The sequence below is a fragment of the Pseudoalteromonas sp. S1727 genome (genome assembly GCF_005886375.1).
GTDB lineage: Bacteria > Pseudomonadota > Gammaproteobacteria > Enterobacterales > Alteromonadaceae > Pseudoalteromonas > Pseudoalteromonas haloplanktis.
Window position 1 is genome coordinate 96,883 of record NZ_PNDT01000007.1, and the last position, 19,723, is coordinate 116,605.

Consider the following 19,723-nt stretch of genomic DNA (forward strand, 5'->3'; position numbering starts at 1 on the left):
TTACTGTAAGCGTCAGTCGCCCGCAAGGTATCACCTAATAACGAGCGACTGTATTTTTTAGAAGAAGTGAGTGCTAGTGTTGAAATAACACTTTAAACTCATTGATACTTGGCCAGTTACCAATCACTTTTAATTTAACGTACCTGCCTTCAGCATAAAATGAAGTAGTACTTGGCTGATGATAACTATCTCTGTTTTGATGTTTGGCGACCTTTGAGTATTCGCTATCAATATCGTCAGCCACATAGATTTGGTATTTTATTTCTTTACCTGCCTGCGTCCAAAGCTGTGTGCCTGTAATCGTCTTCGACTCTCCCAAATCAAACACAACAAACTGAGTGCCATTTTTAGCCGCACGCCAGTTTGAAGCATCCGCTATATCACCATCTAATAGGTTTGATGCCAAATAATCACCATGTTCTGAAGTTACCGATACGATCGAAGGTTTAACCACAAGAGGCATTTCAACGCGTGATGATTTACCATTACTGTCAGTAGCTACAGCTTTTAGAGCATGAACGCCAGCAGGTAGCCCTTGTAACTCAGCTGGGTATTCTTCCCCACCCCATGTAAATGGTGGCTGCCAAAGATCGCGAACCAGCGTATCATCAACATAAAGCTCAACACGCTCTATATCAACCCCATTTACCACAGACTCACTATGCACTGAGAGCGATAAGGACTCATAACCAACATTTAAACTAACCTCTGATTCAACAAAATTAACACTCGGTGCAGGGACTTCTTCGACGATCAGCGTCATCGAACCTTCTCCTTCAAGACCTTCACTATCCACAGCCACAGCGGTAATAGTATGGTGGCCAACACCAAGCGGGTTAGGGTTAGGCTCATGTTGCTCTAACCACCCCATAGCGCCAAGCTCATAAGGCGCAAAGGAGTGACCAAAGTTCCATATAGGTTTAGTGTCTGTTCGCACCAACTCACCGTTTACATAAAGCGTAACGGACTGAATGGTTCGATCATCCTCAGGAGATTCTGCCGCAATTGTCACCCCCAATTTTTCATAACCGGCAAAAACAGTTATCGATTCTTCAGGGAACATTACAATAGGAGGTTTTGGTTCGCCTTGTACCTTTAAGGTCATCGTTGCAGTGCCTTCATCTCCTTCGCTGTCGATAGCCACAGCTGTGAAAGTATGGGTGCCAACCGCCAGAGGTGATGGGTTTGGTTCATGAGTGTCTAACCAGCCCATTGCACCAGTTTCATGAGGGCTTAACTGATGGCCAAAATTAAAAGGCGCTGCGCTATCTTTACGAACTAGTTCGCCATTAATATATAAAGTCACCGAGTCTATACTGCGACCAGTAACTGGACTTGTCGCTTGCAAGGTAAATGAAAGCTGCTCATAGCCTTCTTGTAGCGTTAAGTTAGGTTCAGGAAAGCTCAATTTAGGACCATTCGATTGCACAATTAACTGCATGGTAGACGAGCCAACATTGCCCTCACTATCAGTAGCAACTGCCTTAAAAGTGTGAGTCCCTGGTAATAGCCCTAACAGTTCTGCTGGTTTATTTTGATGGCCCCAAACAAAGGGCGCGGCAGAATCTGAGCGAATAAACGTATCATCGACATATAAATCAACTTTACTTATCGTGCGTTGTGCAACAGGACTTGTCGCAGAGACGCTGAAAGATAACTCATTATAACCTTCCTCTACAGTTAGTGATGTGGACGGAAAATTCACAACAGGTGCGTTTGCATCAGCTTCAATATCTAAATCAATGATTTGCAAGTGAAGTGGTAAGGCATTACCCGCACCTCGTTCCATCAAATAGTAATAGACTTTGCCATCTTTAATATAAATGGTGCCGTGATCGAATACAGGACCATCAGTCGCTTCATACACTCTTGTAAAATCATTGGTTCCGCCTTTAGCTTTTTCAATATACGGGCGACCATTTTTCAAACCGATAATGTAAATATTATCACCCGCGGTATAAACCTCACTAGCTCCGACAAAATCTGTTGTAGTAATAAAATCAGTCGCACCAGCCGGTTTATAAGAATGTAAGTAAACTTCCTCATAATCAGGACGGTTTTTATCACTTGAACGTGCTTTACTAATAAAGTGAACATCACCCTTTTGAGTCACAGTCCAGTCAAAGCTATCAACAATATAAACAGAGTTTGCTTCTTGATGACTAATATAGTCACCTGGCTCTAAAACTTTAATCTCATCGGAATTGACAAGCGGCCATGTCATTGGCTCACCCTGATGATTTTTCCACTGACCAGCTCCATCGGGGTGATCTGAATAAGCGTAATAAATACCGTTTTGATATGTATACCTATCGTCGTTATCACCACTACGTTGCTGAAAGCCAACTCGCAACTTACCATTAACGTACTTCATGTTGCCGTAAAGGCCCCAGTTGTACTCATTACCAAAGCTTTTTTGATTATTATTATTAAATTTAGTGAAACTTGACCACTTTCCAGTTTCCGCATCATAACGGTTAAATACATAGGCACCGTTATTGTTTCCTCCTAAACGCATATAAAGCAGTAATGTGCCATCAGTATTAGTAAAGAACTTCGGGTATGTTAAACGTGCAAAGTTTCCTTTGTCGGCTAAATCTCCAGTCATGGTCAAGTGCTTATAATCATCGGCTCCTTGACTCACACTACTGGTGTCTTTCACAAATTTATCTAATGTAAATTGCTCATCAGGCAAATCCGCCGCACCATTTTGACTGAATGAATAACGGAAAAAGTCATTTTTAAACTTTCCACCATGATTGTTATCATCATAAGCGTGCATATCGTAAACCATGTGAATAGTGCCATTCACAGGACTAACAGCCAACCCAATCGTATTGTGCGACTCCCCCACTAATGGATCACCTCTAAAACCAGTATGACGATGAGGAAATTCAATCGTCGCCAAAGTCCCTGTTAGCGTATTGTAACGACTTAGCATCACATTACGGTCATACTTACCACCCTTATACCATGTCATAAATACATAATGTTTATACGTTTTTACCGCATCACCATGGGCTGATATATTTCGGCCAAAAAAGAAATCATATGATTGACCTGTATCGGGATCACCAACATTGCCAAAATCGAGATCTTGACCGTCAAAATGTAGCCCAATATCTGAGATTTTAACTTGCTGCTCTAATACCACATCCGCTTGCGCAGTCGCTATATGTATTGAAGAACTAAAGAGAAACAGTGATGTTGCCAGTTTAGGCAAAGATTTTATTGTGTAGTTTTTCATAATTATCTCTATTTATAGTCGGTGTCATCTAAAGACCCCTTGTTTTAATTGTGTGTAATGTCATAAAAATAAAACTTCACCCCTAATGTTAATTAGAGGTTAACAACACTACAATAAAACACATAAACGATCAAATTAAATCAAAACAAACCAAATAGATTCAAATATTGTTAACAAATAAAGGCCAAAATTAGGCTAATGCTTCTTTGTTAGTAGCAAAGATAATAATGCGCCTACCTTAGCTGCATTGCTGCTTGGAGGTTTGAAATAGCTTTTAAATGTTGGGTTAAAGTGAAAAGTCAGTTATTACAATGCACCAACTTCTATCGAGCAGGTATTAAACGATGACCTTTAAACCAATAGATAAGCTAGAAGTAAAACATACACTATCAGATTCATCAGAGTTAAAGGTTGGTGTGCTTACTCACAATCGGCAAGGTGTTTATTTCCAATTCGATCAAAACTAGTTAGACACCTTAAGACGATAAAGTAACAGACTGTTTTTAAGAAACTTAAAAACAGTCATAAGGTGAAACTCAAGTACCCCACCAATATATACGGTACTTCAAAAGGTGGGTTGCTCACCACACACCAAAGTGTATCTCTTAGTGAATAGGGTTATAAACAACAGGCGCACTTTCTCTATAACCGATTCGATGTGCAACAACTTTTAGTGATGTTTGAGCAGTTACTGGCACAGGGTGCTGGTACAGCTGCCATGCAGAAGATTCATCTGCATCTGATGATTGATAAGATATTACCGCACCAGGTGTTGAGCTACTAATATACAACTTACCATTTTTAACAATAAGCTTAGGTGCTTGAGTTACTGGTTGCGTATTACTCTCTGACCATAAATCTTTTATTAGTTGTGACTCCGAGACACGTGGATCATCATTAATATCAACTAACCAACGGTCCATCTCAGCACGCAATTCACCGACTACTTTAGCATATTTAGGGTCGTCAATGATGTTATTGATTTCATGTGGGTCATTAGCTAAATCAAATAACTCTTCAGGATCTTTTTTCTCTCTAAACCATAAAGACTGCTCTGCTGTTAATTTATTTTCACCTTTCAAGCGCAGTAACTCTTGCATGGTTGGAATTTTTTCACGATACGCCACAGGTAAATAATACCCCTGCTCTGGTCTATAATTTCGTATGTATTTAAATCGCTTATTTCTTACGGCTCTAATAACATCAGTAAAACCATCGAACCGATCAGCTGCCGCATGAATATATTTACGCTCTGCAGTTTGCTGCGCTCCTAAAAAGTCTCGTCCTTGCATATGAGCTGGTATATCAATACCAGCCAAGCTTAATAATGTCGGTGCAAAATCAACAAAGCTAACAAGTTGATCCTCTTTCTCGCCTGCATTTTCAGCGTTAGGATATCTGATAATAAACGGTACCTGTAGGCCACTGTCGTACACCAAACGCTTTTGGCGTGGTAAAGGGCCACCGTGATCTGAATAAAACATAATAATTGTATTATCGTACAAACCATCGTCTTTTAACTGCTGTAATACGGCTGCAATCTGATTATCTGTCTCTGCTAAGTTATTGTACATTTTCCATAAATCACGTCTGACGATTGGCGTATCTGGTAAATAAGGTGGGATAGGAAAATCAAGATCTTTGGCCACTAGAACCGGTGTGTCTGCTTCAGATGATTTTACCGCATGGTGTTGAGGCAATTGGGCAATCTTTTTCCTATCATCAGAAAAATAATGACGTGATTCTATTTTTCTAAAGCCATAAGGTTCAAATAACCCAGACTCATGAGTCGTTGTAAAGTTGACCACTGCATAAAATGGTTGTCCAGCTTTGCGATTACGCCAGTGGGCGTAAGGACCGCTTTCATCCCATGCGCCTTTTGGTGCCTGAAATTGATAATCTGTTTTTAAGTTATTCGTCGTGTAATAACCATGTTCACGCAGATATTGACTTAACATCTTTGCACTGGCTGGTGGCACCGCTTCATACTTTGGTAAACCAGTTTCTTCTGTATTTGACGTTGTACGCATATTATTAGCGCCAACAGATGAAGGATACATACCAAGGGCTATTGCAGCTCTACTCGGAGCGCATACACCCGAGGTTGAGTAAACATTCGTATAAGTTACCCCTTGATTGGCAAGTTCAGTGATTGTTGGCGTCTTTATAGTTTTATCACCATACGGCTCAATAATAGGGCTCATATCTTCTAACACTAGCCATAAGATATTTGGCTTAGTAGCGCTGCTTTTCTTACTGTCGTTCTCTTTTTTTGCCTCTGCAAATACAGTATTTGCACAAAATAAAAGTACCCCAGCCATAATAACTTTATAACTAAACTGAATGCGACTCACAGGCGAACTACCTCCTAATGTTTAAAAAAGCAAAACCATTGGATTAATAAAATGGCTATGCACTTTCGATAAATTACTCCATATTTATATTAAATATGTAACAATTCGCTCTCACAACAGTCACAATATATCATTTTCAATCAAATTCAATTGAAACTATGGCGTAACAGTAAATATCGCCACCTTAAATAAGTATTGTCTCTATTTATGCTTAAGAATCGTTTTAGCCCTTTTTTGTGCCAAAACTCCTCGCAAAACCAGACTATTATTATGCTTGATCAAGGCGAATCGGTGGTAATGTTGCAAAAACAAGCGCAAGCATTACCTGATTGGAGTAAATGGTATTTCGATTTGCGCCGCGCACAACAAATCACGGCAACAATAAATACGTCATTAATTAATTCTGCTAAGTACTAGCGCACGCCATCTGCCTCTGGCATATGCGGTCCCTCCGTTTTCAGGAACTTTACCATTGGTGACGGCTTTAGAAGAAACGCTTATTATATCGCCTGAAGTTAGTTCAACCCTTTGCATGCTAAAGTATATTTCTTGGTAATCATTACTCGTTTCAGGGTTAGTAAACTCGCCAATCACTTTGTCGTTTATTGAAACAAGATATGTCGACTCGCCGTCTATTTCTGCCAATGTTACTAAGTTAAGAATATAGCTTCCGGCTTCTTTGGCCTGTACAATATATTCTGCACGCGCAAATTTATTTCTGTAAGCAGTTTTCACCGCATTTATAGCCAAAGCATTCTCTGCTTTATGTTGGTAATAGGGAATTTCACCCGTATTTTCTATCTTAAAGTCGTCTATAGCGTATAAAACCCGCGTGTAATCAGTTATTTCTAATAGTTGTGTTTTCTCTTGTAATGGCTTCGGGCTACTTAGGGTTTCTGATTTATCTTTGCCTACAGGTATGTAGTCCTTGTCTTTAGTTAAGAGTAATTTATCAAGCTCAAAGCCATCTTCGCGCATTGATATCATAATGGTATGAACGCCTTTATGGGGTATATCAACATAAATGGTATTGGGTGTACCGCAATGATTTGTTTCAATTCGCTGTGCAGAAGACCATGTCCAAGCATGTTTTCCCTCGCATAGTTGCAAGCGCTTCGCTGATTCTGGCCACTGCCCATTTATACCTAAATGCACCCCATTATCCTCACTGCCGGTACTGTATGCTCTTGCCCAAGCGTAATATCTTCCGGGTGTTTCAAAATAAACGGGATAACTTAGCACTGCCATTGTGCCGGCATCATTTGTGAAGTTCTCATTTCTAACTAGCGCTTCGTGATGATTACTGCGGGTATCGGGAAGTATTTCAATATAGGAACCGTTACTAGCGTCATGATAATGAGCTTGATCTGCATCAGCGAAATTATGAGCTGGCGTATTTTTTGAAAACACCAGCCATCGCCTCTTATCATCTAGATGTTGGGTTGAAAAGTTTTCTGCTTCTATGACCACGAAGCCTGCATCCTCGTGATAAACCTGCTCCGCATAAATGTTTGTCGTTGTAGCTGCAATACTCGCTATAATGAGCGGTAAGTGGAAAAGCTTTAATTTCATATTTTGGGTCTCAAACTTTTAGCTTTTATTAACGGTATTTAACAGTAATACGTCTTTTATTTCTTTTGGTGTGGAGTGTTTATTACCACCATTATCAGCACCCGTTATCCACCAATAAATCATCCCTGCATCAGAGCAATCAAATTTATTAGTTTGAAAAGGAACAACACCATCTTTCTCAGCGTAAGCCATCATTTCCCAAATAAATGCAATGCCGCTATCTGAATGGTTTTTGGCCCAATCCCAATCAGCTATAGGCCCTTGTAGAGCAACATTTTGATCTCCTATTTGGTGTTCTTTTACACCAAAATCTAAAATTTGCTGCCAAGTAAAAAAATCACCACTGTTATCATTTGCAGGGTGATGAGAAACAACATGAACATGCTGTATTTTACTTTTTTCTGCAGCTTCCAGTGCATAACCTATAAGATCAGGTTCGCCAGCTTCAATTATCCACAGCGGATTATCAATAGATGATGTGTTAATTGCATCAACTAAATCTTGTGTTGCCCCTACTTGGTCGGCCCTGCAATTATAAAAACTGCGTAAATTATTAAATGGCCCAAATAAATCAATACCTCTGCGACTTAGCTCATCTAGTTTATTTTGTCGGCGCATCTCATTTTCGGCATCTATTTGATATCGCGCTTTGTTTCTAAAAGGATCTAAATCGCAGGAATGAGATAAATGAACAAGGCGACTAGATAAACCGGTATTTTGTAAAAGCGCCAGCATTACAGGTGTTGCGCCAATATCATCGGGATCAGGAGAGTTACCATCTATAACTACAGCCAAACGACCTTTAGGAGGATTCAGGGGTTCAAATTCGCCTTTTATCATTTGCTCTGAAGAATATTCTTTTGTTTCCCCCTCCAAATGTGCAGTGGTCTTACTGCAAGCTACGCTTAAAAAAGTGCTTAAAATAATGCAAGGGATTAATAGTTTTCTCATTGTTTATTTCTCTATTTTGATAAAAGTCGGTAATTTGTAATAGCTATTTTTATTGACCTAAATTGAGTAAATATGATTGTAATTGAATATCAGCAAATTAACAAACTGTTAATTGCTTGTATTTTGAGCACAATCTTAACTAGACAACTCCCTTAAGCCCAAGTTGCAGCAATGAAAATAACTGCGTAACGCAGTTTTAATTCTGACTAAGAAACTTGAGGCAAGTAATTTAACAGCAAAAAGGTGGGTGTTATTAAGTGATTCGATAAGGAAAGTAATTGTCAATGAAGCAAAGACATCGTTAGACACACCACCAGCTGAAATCAATAAAGACTGGGTAAGTGATCAAAAATGTTATAAATAAAAATGGCCCTTAAGTTAGTACTAACTTAAGGGCCATTATTTACCGTCTGCAATAAAATGCCAACCGGTTATTAAGCTAATAAAGACTTAACATAATCAATAATGTCTTGATCTTGGCCATGGTCAAATAAACACGCTTGGAAACGTTCACCTGATACAGCAGTTTTAACTAGTTCTTGATCAAGATTTTTCAATGATTCAACGTAACTGCGATTAACTAAAGCTGACTTCACTTGCGTTAGAATTGAGGCATTTTGAACCTGCGGCTCTCTGCGCTCAACAGGGTAACCAGCACCGCGCTCACCAGTAAGTGCTTTTTCAAAGATATAACGCGCATTTAATTCAGCGCCCCAACCGAACCCCTTCGCAAAAGGAAGCGCTAATGCGTTACCGTTATTTACCTGATTAAACAAAAAGGCATCAGAAGGGTCGATACAATAACCACAAAACACTCCGTCATGGGCATTTGAAGACATCATCGCCCCTTGCCCAGTGCCACAACCAGTAAAAACAAAATCGACCGCTTTAGCGTTAAGTAAAATACCCGCCATAATACCTAAATGAATATAAGTTAAGTGATGATCGTTTTCACCGTTCATACCAACGTTAAACACGCTGTGATCTAATGGCAAAGCCACAGCTTCAAGCTCATTTAAAATTACTGGGTTCTTAGCCGCTTGGCTATTTTCCATCATTAACGCTATTTTCATGATTTGTTTTACACCTTATTGAGTGAATTTGACCTCAGTGTATCATTTGTTTAGGTAAAAATTAACACGTAAAAGCCTAAGAAAAGGTCATTAAGCTTGTTTTAAACCATATTAATTAAACCTGATTAAGCAATAATTAATGAGGGTCTGTAAAACTTAGCCTTTGTTACTTAAGAAGGATTTGCTTTTATGTCATTCAAAATATGCTTCTTAAATAGTTTTTTATCTAAATAATGTGTTTTCAACAAACCAAAAGATACCAACTTTGTTATTCAGGTTGCATGCAAATATTGTGGTCAACTAATTCCGGATATTGAATAACAAGTGAGGAACACCCGCGAACTTTTTAAGCCGACATTTCAACTTAGCCCAATGTTAGATTCCTAGCTTGTATACCAGAAAGGCATCAGCCTTTAGATCTGTTACCATGATAGTAAATAAAAATGAAAATACCTCCAAAATGCTACCATTGTAGCATAAATGATAGCGCTAGCACTATCATTTATGCTATAAAACAACACCAGCCACAAACCAATCTGCTACAGTGATAGCAATAAAATCAATATTTGTGCTATAATCGATAAGATAATAGCAATTTTTAGAGGACTGTATGTTATCCCTTTATACCGCTTATGACTTACAGATGGATCTCAAAGAGTTTATCAAATCAGCTCGAAAAAAGGATAAACTCAGTGTTCAAAAGCTGGCTGATCTCTCTGGCGTACCTTACGCGACAATCCGCAAGTTTGAATCATCTGGCAACATCTCATTGCGTCAGTTCCTCATGCTTTATGAAACAGTCGGTGACTTGAAAAAAGTGAAAAACCTGACAAAGTCGTCTGAGCCTGAATTTAAATCAATAGAGGATGTGCTCAAACATGCTTGAATCAGCACTAACCGTAAAACGAACGCTTAGCACAGGTGAAAAAGTACTTGTTGGCAAGCTCGTTGAAAATAGAAAGCAAAGCTTTTTTCAATTTGATGAGGATTATTTAGGTGCTCACCCAACCTCTCTAGCTCCATTTAATTTAAAGGCAGATACAAGCCTGCAAGCTGCGCCTAGAGAGCCGCATTACGGCATTCATGGGGTTTTTGGGGATAGTCTCCCCGATGGTTGGGGTCTTTATCTCATGGATCGTGTATTTAGACAGAACAACCATAACCCAAAGGAAATTACCGCGTTAGAGCGTTTGGCTTACCTAGGTGACAGATGCATGGGTGCGTTGAGCTATGAGCCAGAATTAGATTTACTTGATGAGTCCAAAGAGTCAATTGATATCATTACCCTTGGCCGCGCTGCGATTGAAGAGTTTGAAGGCACCGAGTCAGCTCTGCTTGAGCACTTAATGAATACTGGTGGTTCGGGTGGTGCTAGGCCCAAAATGAACATAACACGTTTATCAAATGGGGAATATTCAACATTAGATGACGCGCCAGGTACAAAGCTTATCGTTAAGCTGACGTCTGAAAAGTTTGACTTGAAGCATTCTGAATCATTAGTCGAATATTGCTACATGCAGATGGCCCGTAATGTCGGCATTGAGGTTCCTGATTTTAATTTGATTGATACGGGTAATGGACGATTTTGGCTAGAGCAGGAACGATTCGATTGCACCGAGCAAGGCGGTCGAGTCCATATGATTTCTGCGTGTGGGTTGTTAGATGCACCGTTTCGACAGCCTTCTTTGGATTATATTGATTTAGTTAAAGCTACGCGCATCATGTGCAGTATCACTGAGTCTCAGAAGCTCATTAAGCGCTGCTTGTTTAATTACCTGACTGTTAACCAAGATGATCACTCCAAGAACTTCAGTTTTCTTGCCAGTGACGCCGATAACTGGACGTTATCGCCTTTCTACGACATTGTATACAGCCCTAACTCTTACAAAGAGCATATGACGGCATTTGGTGGTAATGGCCAAACACCCAAGAGCGCACTTGACCAGTTAGCTGCTCAGTCGGGGTTATCTTCAAAAAAAGCGATTTTTCTTATGGCTGAAGAAATATTTGAAACAACACGCTTGTTTAGTCATGAGGCCAAACATCTAGGCTTGTCACCTAATCTAATCAAGGAGATTGATCAGGATATGGTAAAAAAATATAAAGCGCTGCAAGTTTAATTTTGTCTGACCTATGCAACTGAGTCAGTCGCATTTAATCATTCCACAGTGTGGAATGATTAATTTTATCTCTACACTTCAATAACTTTAAAATTATAATCATCGATATAGGTGATTATATGTATTCCAAACAACTATCACGACAAAACTGTCCGAAAATACCACTCAGATATTAGGATTTAAATAGCTCGTCATCATTCTCAAATGACTTAAACTCTAAAGGGTTTCCACTATAATCGAGCACAAACATTGTTTTTTGCTGACCGCTTTTGCCCTCATATCTAATTTGAGGTTTTATAATGAATTTCACCTTTGCTTTCTCCAGCCTTTCTGCCAGCTCATCAAATTGAGCTGAAGTAAGTATGCAACCAAAATGTGGTATTGGCACCGATACTCCGTCCACTTTTCCACAATAGTCGAGCTCTTTATCTACAACCCCCACATGTGCAGATAATTGATTTCCATACAAATCAAAATCAACCCAACTATCAGTCGACCTTCCCTCTGGACACCCTAATACTTTTATGTAGAAGTCTTTTGTACTAGCAATATCTTTAACTTTAAAAGCATAATGAAAGCAGTTACTCACTTTAATTCACCTTATATTCTAATTTTAAGTTTTTCAGGTTTCAGCAACCCTATTCGAGGGTTAAGAATTGTTTATCTAAATGTTGAGAAACACAAACAGCTGGTTGTTACTGCGCAACTTTACCGCTTGGTGCCCATATACCCTAGCTTATACCGTATCAAAAGGAGCCTCGCTAGTAACCAATAATCTGGGCCAAGCAACAAAGAGGATATAAAAGCACTATATCAACTTGCCCCTTCGGTTGTTTTTATTTTTTATTTTCCCAATGCTCGATTACATAGTAATCCTCTGGCTTTAATATATTTTGATGCTCTTTACTCACACTGGTTCTCAGTGGCGGTCTATTTTGATCTAACTTAAATAATGGTGCACTTATGATAGGCAGGTTTCCAAGTCGCTCATCCAAGATATCACCCTGCTCTGCCATCCAGCTGAATAATTGTGTTTTTAGCCGTTGTTTTACGTTTTGTAATTGAGGGTCATTAATTAAGTTTATTTGCTCAAATGGATCGTTGTCTAAATCATATAACTCTTCAAAAGGTTCATCTTTATGCTTCATAGCACCTTGGCGAATAAACACATTAATATTAGGGTTATCGGTTAAGTTTTTATCCAAAACTTCAAGTGCGTTAAAATTACGAATGTACTTATAGCGTTTATCACGGATCATACGAGATGGAAAAATATGCGCGTTGATAATATTTTGATTAGTTCGTATGCCGTATACATACTGATGAATTGGAGCATCATTACCTTCAAGAATAGGTAAGAAGCTTTTCCCATCCATACTTGAGTCTTGCTTGCCACCAGCAATATCCATAAAGGTAGGCAATACATCTGTATAGTGGATCAATTGCCCTGAAGTAGACCCAGGTTTAATAACCCGCGGCCATCGTGCTACAAATGGTACATTTAAACCGATGTCTTTAACTGTAAATTTACCAGATACCCCATGATCTGCGCTGTATATAAATAAGGTGTTGTCTGTTAAGTATTTATCAACCATTTTTAAGACGTGTTCGATTTGCGTATTATCCTCAGCAATACTGCGATAATAGCCTGCTCTTTTCTTAATATAGGCTTTATCTGATTTAAGGTGACTATCAAATGGATGAAACTTAATATCTTCTACTTCTGGGTTCTTTACATCAAAGTACTTGCCATGCGGATACTTAGAGGTAATAAACATAACAAATGGTTTTGTAGCAGATTTAAAGTAGCGTTCAATATTTTCAAGTGGAATATAGTCTCGCGGAACACCTTCTTTTGGTACTGGTTCCCACTCTTGGTCCCAATCATACACACTGGCTGGCTTTACGTGGCTTTTACCCGCTAATACAACTTGGTAACCTAACTCTCTCATTTGCTTAGTAACAGAGGAAATATCTGGCTTAGTTGGAGTATGGTTTGCAAATGCACCATTTTTTAAAGGATATTTACCAGTAAAAAGTTGCGTTCTACTTGGCGCACATATAGCTTGTGCTGTAAATGCTCGATTAAAAAGCATCCCCTCTTGTGCCAACTTATCAATGGCTGGTGTATGAACTTTCTCGTTACCATATACACCGTAATCTGTAATGTCTTGGTCATCAGCCAAGTAAAAAATGATATTTGGCTTGCTGTTGTTCTCGATATTAGTGCTTTGAGCAACTGTAGTGTTCGCATGTACTTTAGTTGTATTTATTAGCATTAATACTAATAAACTAACCAAACTTATTACTGTTGATGATTGTTTCATGTTCAACTCTAGTTATTTTATGGTATAGAAATAAAATTTGATTTAACTCTTATATTACCGTTGCCTAGGAGATTCACTAGACAACGGTAGCATCAAGCCATTAGTTAGTTTTGCAATTACGTAGCGTTATACAAGCTGTTAACTGCTCTCTTAACGCAGCAGCTTGTTTTTGATAACGCGGGTCATTAACGACGTTATTTATTTCGTGAGGATCTTCTGAGTGATCGTATAGCATTTCCTCAATCTTGTTATCTTCTGTGATGTAAGACGAGAAAATATAATTATCTGTGATGATAGAGTCCCCTGTTTTAAAGCGGCTATATACTTGTTTTTTATGTACACGATCTGGCTGTTTTAGGACATCAACAAAGCTTTCCCCATCAATTTTTATTGATGGATTGATATTAGCTATTTCTGTGATAGTAGGGAAAATATCAATGAGCTCAACTAATGCATTAGTTTTTTGATTTTTCACTGCATGTGGCGAAGAAACAATCATAGGTATACGTAATGAAGTGTCCAACAAAGTGTGCTTAGTCCAAAAATTATGCTCGCCAAGCTGAAAACCATGATCACTGATCAACATGATTGTTGTGTTATCACGTAAACCAAGATCATCTATTTTATCAACAATGTCACCCACTAATGCATCAATGTAACTGACTGAAGCATAATAGCCTTGAATTGAAGAAAGGTGGAATGCATCACTATTATACTCATAATCTTTAAAGTGATAGGTGTGAATCTCACCTGAGCCACGTAAAGAACTAGGCGCTAAATGAGGACGCTCACGAAAGAAAAAGGGAGTGAATTTTTCTTTTGGGTGCAAATCGTAATACTTTTTCGGTGCATAAAAAGGTAAATGTGGTCTGATAAAACCCACACTCATAAAAAACGGTTGTTGTTCTGCTGATAACCGCGTTAGAGCTTGTAATGCTTTTTGCTTAACTTTGCCATCTGGGTATGCTTCATCAGGCACATCAGCGGTTTCGTACCAAGGACCATTTTTTAGCCATTCAACGTGAGTATTTTCTTTAATATAGTTTTTCGAATCTGGGTTTAACATTGTTGCATGAGGCATACCAGATACCTGTATTTTTTCACTCCAGCTCACTGTTGCTAAATCTTTAGCATTATGAAAAATCTTACCCAAACCAATTGTATGGTAGCCAGACTCTCTTAAAACTTGCGGCAGTGATTTTGCATTAGGCGCATCTTTCTCTGCCATCGCTTTATAGTCGATGAAACGGTTTTTTGTGGGTCTTAAGCCAGTCAACATACTTGCTCGAGATGCTCCACACACCGGTACATTGCTATATGCATAGTCAAACGTAACCCCCTCTTTCGCTAAGGCATCAATATTGGGGGTATACGCTTTTTCATCTCCATATGCGCCAAGCACCGGTCTAAGGTCGTCAATCACTATCATCACAATATTTTGTTTTTCTGTAATTTTGGTTGTTTTGACTTCCTCAGCTGCTGCGCCTTTAGAACTTATACACAACGAGCTCATAAGCAGTATAAAGCTGTAAACTAGCTTGCTATTTTTAAAAATAATTTTCATAGTAATTATCCTTTAATATTTTAATCTGCAACACTGTCGTCTTATATAAGCAAAGGGGATGAATACAACTCATACGTCCTCTGCAAATAAAGAGTATGTATTAATTAGCGTGGACGAAACTGACCATCACGCCATAGATACAGACGCTGTGCACTGCCTTTTTTAACGTTGAGTAAAACAGCCACTCCTTGACCATTGCTGGCTTTTACAGTTTCCATTTCGATTCTTGATTTAGCTAGATTTAAGTAAGTTTGGTCAATGCGCCAACGTTGAGCATCATCACTTTTTGCAATAGCAAAAACTGCTTTACCTTGCCGGTCTTTATAAGTGACAGCCGCTGTATAGCGATTAGGTTCTTTAGTTAATATTTCTAGCTTTCCTATGTTTGATATCGTGTTGTTTTCACTGTCAACTAAGGTTCTGTTAGCAGTGCCAGGCATGGGTTTACTATGCTCCCATTGACCATCTTTAAAGACTGTCATTCGCCATTCTCTGTAGTCTTTAGTTCGCGCTTGATAAGCAACAGCTGGAGCTTTGTCAGACAGAATAAGAGGGGCTGTAGTAAAGGGAGTTTCTTCTCTTTGCGTAGAATCAAAGGCAAGTGTTTTTTGATTTGCGACTTCTAACGTAATTGGTAACGTTAACTTTTCGTTTTCGGCGTTATAGAATGTGTCAGTTGTAGTATCCAGCTTCATATAATAAGCGTTAATACGACTATACGTTGACTTGTCATGCACCTCTAAGAAGTTGCATTCATGCCATAAAGAACTGATCACTATTTCCGTATCCGACACTTTCATGGGATTAATATAAAAGGTGTCTACATTAATAGGGTTTTCTACCTGCGGGGTTGGTATAGTGATAACGACGGGAGGCTCAAAAGTTTGCTCCCCATTTTTCATTTTGTAATATACCCATGGCGATTTATGCGTGCCCGCTCGAGTAAATAGATAAATATCACCATTAGCCATTTTTTCGCTCGCGGTATATGAAGCGAACGGTGTGATGTCATTCACGTATACAAACTTACTGATATCATTTGGTTTTTCTGACATTACATGCAGCATCCTACCGCCAGCATGAGGCGTATCAATTGACAACGGATTTAACCCGTCCTCCCTTTCACCGCCATGTCCCCCATAAATAATATGAAAGTGCCCCTTGCTATCCTGTTCAATAATTGGCCGACCATGACTGTCAATTTTTCTATCGCCTTTTGAAAGGGTACTTTCAGCTGCTTTATAAGGTCCATCCCATTGCTGTGTTTTAAGATCATAACTAGCAATATAAGGGTCTGTTAAATGCCCTTGATAAGTAATATATACTTTGTCACCAATTACATCATGCCAGCCAGTATGTGGATTTCCTTGTAAGTTGTCGGTAAAAAATCCTTCAGGCAAATCAGGTACAGATGTGGGTAAAGTATTTTTAGGTCCTAAATTCTCCGGTGGTAAATCGTAAATTTGATGGAAAGTTTTATTCTGTGAATATGTATCATAAATTGGCTGGTACTCTGGGTATTGGCCATATAGATACTGATCTACCCGCCAACGCCAATACTCTTTACTTTCTTGCTGGCTAGGATCAACTTGTGCTTTTAAAGCAGCAAAAACATTATCTGTTGCTGAGTATTTCTCAATCAAAGCCGCTCTTTGGTTTAAAAAAGCTTGCTCGTCGTCAGTATGAGTTGTTGAAGAGCATGCAGAAATTAAAATTCCCGATGTAAAAATGATATTTATCGCTATTACCTTTTTAAAGCTATCAAAGGTAAACGATTGGCGTCGTGTTGATAATTGCATAATGAGACACTTAAAAATTGAGTTTATTGATGCATCAACTAAGAAATGATTTAAAAGTGATTAACAAAGAGTAGTACTTGGCCCTGATTCACTTGAGTCGGGCGTGATTTTATTAAAATTAATAAAAACCACACCCCACCGCTTTCAAAGTTCACGCGTTAAAAATTAAATTTTCAGATAACCCGAGTTTTTAAAATACGAGCTAAGTGAGTGATCTTTGAATCGTAAACTTTTGCCTTTGCCAATATACATATCAACAAGTTCACTTTGGTCATTTAAAGTAACAACAGCAAACTGCCCCTGAAAATGAATCCCTAATGATGCATCTTCATACACGTCATCATTATTCTCTTGAAGAACAATATATTGGATTAAAGATCTGCCATCGACGTGAGCACTTACTTTCACACCTTTGAATTCACCATTAGAAAAGATACGCTCAACAGACTTAACCGCATAGTCTTCCCCTTCAGTGATAGATTCATACGCAACAGTAAATGGGTTACTCCACGTTTGACCTTGATGACGCATTACAAACGTTGGTAATGGCTTTTTATTATATGGTGCAGACGCGCCATAAGCTTGCGGTGCGTTTACAGTAGTAAGTTCTACATCAAGCCCTGCAGGGATCAACGCACGCATCGCAATTGATTTATCCCCTAATTTACTCGCTGTAAACGTTGCCTCATATTGCTGTGAAGATTTTTTAGCTGTTTTAACATCTTCAAAGTAATGCCAGCCTGGGTGTTGATAGTCTTTATGTTTAACCCAAGGAGTTTTACTCGCAGCTTGATATCTCTCAGCATCTGGTCGTAAACCTACTTCTTTGGCATGTGAGGTGATAGAAACGTGATCACCAATGTTGTGGTATACATAGTCATGAAATTCTTGATGATGACTGCTTTTAGCTCTAAAAATATCAAGGTAGTACCCTTTCGTGTCAGAGAGCTTAATTAAAGCTAAAGTACGCTGGTGGTCTGCTGGTGATACTTTATTAAACTCATCATAGAAAGAAGAAGTATTAAATGAGTACTTATCTGAGACTCCTTTTTCACCTGCTGCAGGCTCCATAGCAATAGATGTCACACGGTTAATACCTAAGTTGATCCAATCACCACTAGAGGCTGATGCACCATTACTAATTACAGAGTTATGCGCTGCAAACAATCTATAATAGTTTTCATGAATTGGTGTTCTATAAGTACCTTTACCACCATCGACACCAAGTACGTGACCTTGACCATATAGCTCCATATCCATGCCAGAGGCATGACCATGAATATAAGACCCACCAGCAACAAATGCCATCAAGCTATTTTTAACGGGGTCAATTTTACTAATATTACGTTGAATATTCATACCAGCATATTCTAGACGCTTAGTTCTAGGGCGTGGTGGTGCTACGTCTACTTCTTGGCTGCTTTGTATTTCTTTGGTAAACCATAATAACTGTAATGGCGTGTAATACGGGCTCGCGCCATAAGAACGCTTATGCAGATGCCCACGAACATATACGCCAGCATTTATGCTCGAAGCGAGGTAATTACTAAAGTCATTTATCTGTTTTTCGTTGTTATTTAATTTTGCTAACAACAATGACATTTCTAAAGCAGAATACTCTGGTTTATAAGTACGGTGACCATCACCAATATAGGGGTATTCATTATTAGGATATTGAAGATCATAATATGATGTAAATGCCGCAGGAATATTGGTATATTTTTGTCCCAACTTTAGTGTCGGGTCATAGCGGTCAAGTAAAGTCATTAAGTACACCGAAAACGCTGCAACATGTTTTGAATACTGAAAAGATTCAGGCCATATATCCCCTTCATTTTCAAAGCTTTTAGCTACTGTTTTCAAAGAGGCTTGATGCTTAGTATCCACATGTGTGTAATAAGGCAGGTTTTTCGCAATTTCTTTTGGGTTATCTAAAGCCAACGTATTATGTACTAAGCTTGATGACTCAAGAACTGGCCAGTTTGAGTCCAATAACCCTTTGTTTAATGCTAACCAAACATACGTTTTAAATACACTTTGTGCTTGAGCAAAATCAAACGCGACTAAGCTATTCGATTGCAGATCGTAAACCTTACCTCCTGACTTCAAATACGGATAAACAAAGTCGTAAATAATTGGCAGCTGTGCACCAATTACGCGCGCTTCGTAAAGATGATCACCAGGGAACATCCAACTTGAATTCATAGCGCCTTCTTTATGGACCTTCATTAGCATTAATGCGTTGGTATATGTATTGAGAATGTCAGCACCACAGGCGGCGTATTTATCTTCCTGAGTTAAATAATACATCACACCACAATCAACACCGTCTTGAAGTGCTTTAACAACGCGTGTTAGCTGCTCTTTAGTACCACCATCTTTCACTAAGAAATTAGGTAAAGTCGGGGCTTGAGACTTATCTTCACTCCAAATTAGTGGCAACTCTTCTAGCGGTTTTAGACGTTTTTCTTTATTAAGTGAAGCGATTGGCTCAACACGGTGTTTAAGCTCTTCAAATAAAGACTCAGCCCATGGCTCGGTTTTTATTTTGTTTAAAATCTCTGGGCGCTCTGAATTTGTTACCCAAATTGACGGGCGCTCAACCTCAGCAGCTGACACTCTAAATGTTGTCAGTACAACTAAAATAACAGACATTACAGCTAAGCAAGGCTTATCACTTAGGGATCGTAATGGCATTTTCCAACTCATTTTGCTG

12 protein-coding genes are annotated in these 19,723 nt (G+C 38.9%); 2 read left to right on the forward strand and 10 right to left on the reverse strand.

All coding sequences use genetic code 11. From position 1 onward, the window contains the following. Window positions 1–73: 73 nt before the first annotated feature. From CWB85_RS01855 to CWB85_RS01875, 5 genes are all read right to left on the reverse strand, one after another. A complete protein-coding gene (locus CWB85_RS01855) occupies window positions 74–3,247 on the reverse strand; it encodes a BNR-4 repeat-containing protein (protein WP_138553947.1) in 3,174 nt (1,057 codons plus the stop codon). A gap of 605 nt (window positions 3,248–3,852) precedes the next feature. Then, complete coding sequence (locus CWB85_RS01860) at window positions 3,853–5,601, reverse strand: sulfatase-like hydrolase/transferase (RefSeq protein ID WP_138553948.1); 1,749 nt, start codon at window positions 5,599–5,601, stop codon at window positions 3,853–3,855. A 393-nt stretch (window positions 5,602–5,994) separates the two neighbouring features. Next, window positions 5,995–7,173 carry a hypothetical protein gene (locus CWB85_RS01865; protein ID WP_138553949.1) on the reverse strand — a complete coding sequence of 393 codons (1,179 nt, stop codon included), beginning with the start codon at window positions 7,171–7,173 and terminating at the stop codon, window positions 5,995–5,997. An 18-nt stretch (window positions 7,174–7,191) separates the two neighbouring features. Next, the gene (locus CWB85_RS01870) at window positions 7,192–8,124 is read right to left on the reverse strand and encodes a hypothetical protein (protein WP_138553950.1); all 933 of its coding nucleotides are present in this window, start codon (window positions 8,122–8,124) and stop codon (window positions 7,192–7,194) included. A gap of 434 nt (window positions 8,125–8,558) precedes the next feature. After that, window positions 8,559–9,197: an RpiB/LacA/LacB family sugar-phosphate isomerase gene (locus CWB85_RS01875; protein WP_138553951.1), complete on the reverse strand. Its 639-nt coding sequence runs from the start codon at window positions 9,195–9,197 to the stop codon at window positions 8,559–8,561. Between the two features lie 610 nt (window positions 9,198–9,807). On the opposite strand from CWB85_RS01875, the gene CWB85_RS01880 reads away from it, so the two are divergent. Together CWB85_RS01880 and CWB85_RS01885 are read left to right on the forward strand one after the other, a co-directional pair. Then, window positions 9,808–10,083, forward strand: a complete 276-nt coding sequence (locus tag CWB85_RS01880; RefSeq protein WP_016710358.1) for a helix-turn-helix domain-containing protein — start codon at window positions 9,808–9,810, stop codon at window positions 10,081–10,083. Beyond that, complete coding sequence (locus tag CWB85_RS01885) at window positions 10,076–11,317, forward strand: type II toxin-antitoxin system HipA family toxin (RefSeq protein WP_138553952.1); 1,242 nt, start codon at window positions 10,076–10,078, stop codon at window positions 11,315–11,317. Before CWB85_RS01880 ends, CWB85_RS01885 begins: the two co-directional genes overlap by 8 nt. A gap of 172 nt (window positions 11,318–11,489) precedes the next feature. Here CWB85_RS01885 and CWB85_RS01890 read toward each other — a convergent pair whose 3' ends face one another. From CWB85_RS01890 to CWB85_RS01910, 5 genes are all read right to left on the reverse strand, one after another. Next, window positions 11,490–11,906 carry a VOC family protein gene (locus tag CWB85_RS01890; protein WP_171038976.1) on the reverse strand — a complete coding sequence of 139 codons (417 nt, stop codon included), beginning with the start codon at window positions 11,904–11,906 and terminating at the stop codon, window positions 11,490–11,492. A 247-nt stretch (window positions 11,907–12,153) separates the two neighbouring features. Beyond that, window positions 12,154–13,644, reverse strand: a complete 1,491-nt coding sequence (locus CWB85_RS01895) for a sulfatase family protein (protein ID WP_138553954.1) — start codon at window positions 13,642–13,644, stop codon at window positions 12,154–12,156. 100 nt (window positions 13,645–13,744) lie between these two features. After that, entirely contained in the window at window positions 13,745–15,208 is a 1,464-nt protein-coding gene (locus tag CWB85_RS01900) for a sulfatase (RefSeq protein WP_138553955.1), read from the reverse strand. A gap of 104 nt (window positions 15,209–15,312) precedes the next feature. Beyond that, window positions 15,313–17,007: a hypothetical protein gene (locus CWB85_RS01905; RefSeq protein ID WP_138553956.1), complete on the reverse strand. Its 1,695-nt coding sequence runs from the start codon at window positions 17,005–17,007 to the stop codon at window positions 15,313–15,315. Between the two features lie 165 nt (window positions 17,008–17,172). Then, window positions 17,173–19,704: an endo-acting ulvan lysase-like protein gene (locus tag CWB85_RS01910; RefSeq protein WP_249314759.1), complete on the reverse strand. Its 2,532-nt coding sequence runs from the start codon at window positions 19,702–19,704 to the stop codon at window positions 17,173–17,175. Window positions 19,705–19,723: the final 19 nt, after the last annotated feature.

Bases quoted from the DNA above. Each gene is read 5' to 3' on its own strand.
- CWB85_RS01855 (WP_138553947.1), bottom strand. From the start codon at position 3,247: ATGAAAAACTACACAATAAAATCTTTGCCTAAACTGGCAACATCACTG.
- CWB85_RS01865 (WP_138553949.1), bottom strand. From the start codon at position 7,173: ATGAAATTAAAGCTTTTCCACTTACCGCTCATTATAGCGAGTATTGCA.
- CWB85_RS01870 (WP_138553950.1), bottom strand. From the start codon at position 8,124: ATGAGAAAACTATTAATCCCTTGCATTATTTTAAGCACTTTTTTAAGC.
- CWB85_RS01875 (WP_138553951.1), bottom strand. From the start codon at position 9,197: ATGAAAATAGCGTTAATGATGGAAAATAGCCAAGCGGCTAAGAACCCA.
- CWB85_RS01880 (WP_016710358.1), top strand. From the start codon at position 9,808: ATGTTATCCCTTTATACCGCTTATGACTTACAGATGGATCTCAAAGAG.
- CWB85_RS01885 (WP_138553952.1), top strand. From the start codon at position 10,076: ATGCTTGAATCAGCACTAACCGTAAAACGAACGCTTAGCACAGGTGAA.
- CWB85_RS01895 (WP_138553954.1), bottom strand. From the start codon at position 13,644: ATGAAACAATCATCAACAGTAATAAGTTTGGTTAGTTTATTAGTATTA.
- CWB85_RS01900 (WP_138553955.1), bottom strand. From the start codon at position 15,208: ATGAAAATTATTTTTAAAAATAGCAAGCTAGTTTACAGCTTTATACTG.
- CWB85_RS01905 (WP_138553956.1), bottom strand. From the start codon at position 17,007: ATGCAATTATCAACACGACGCCAATCGTTTACCTTTGATAGCTTTAAA.
- CWB85_RS01910 (WP_249314759.1), bottom strand. From the start codon at position 19,704: ATGCCATTACGATCCCTAAGTGATAAGCCTTGCTTAGCTGTAATGTCT.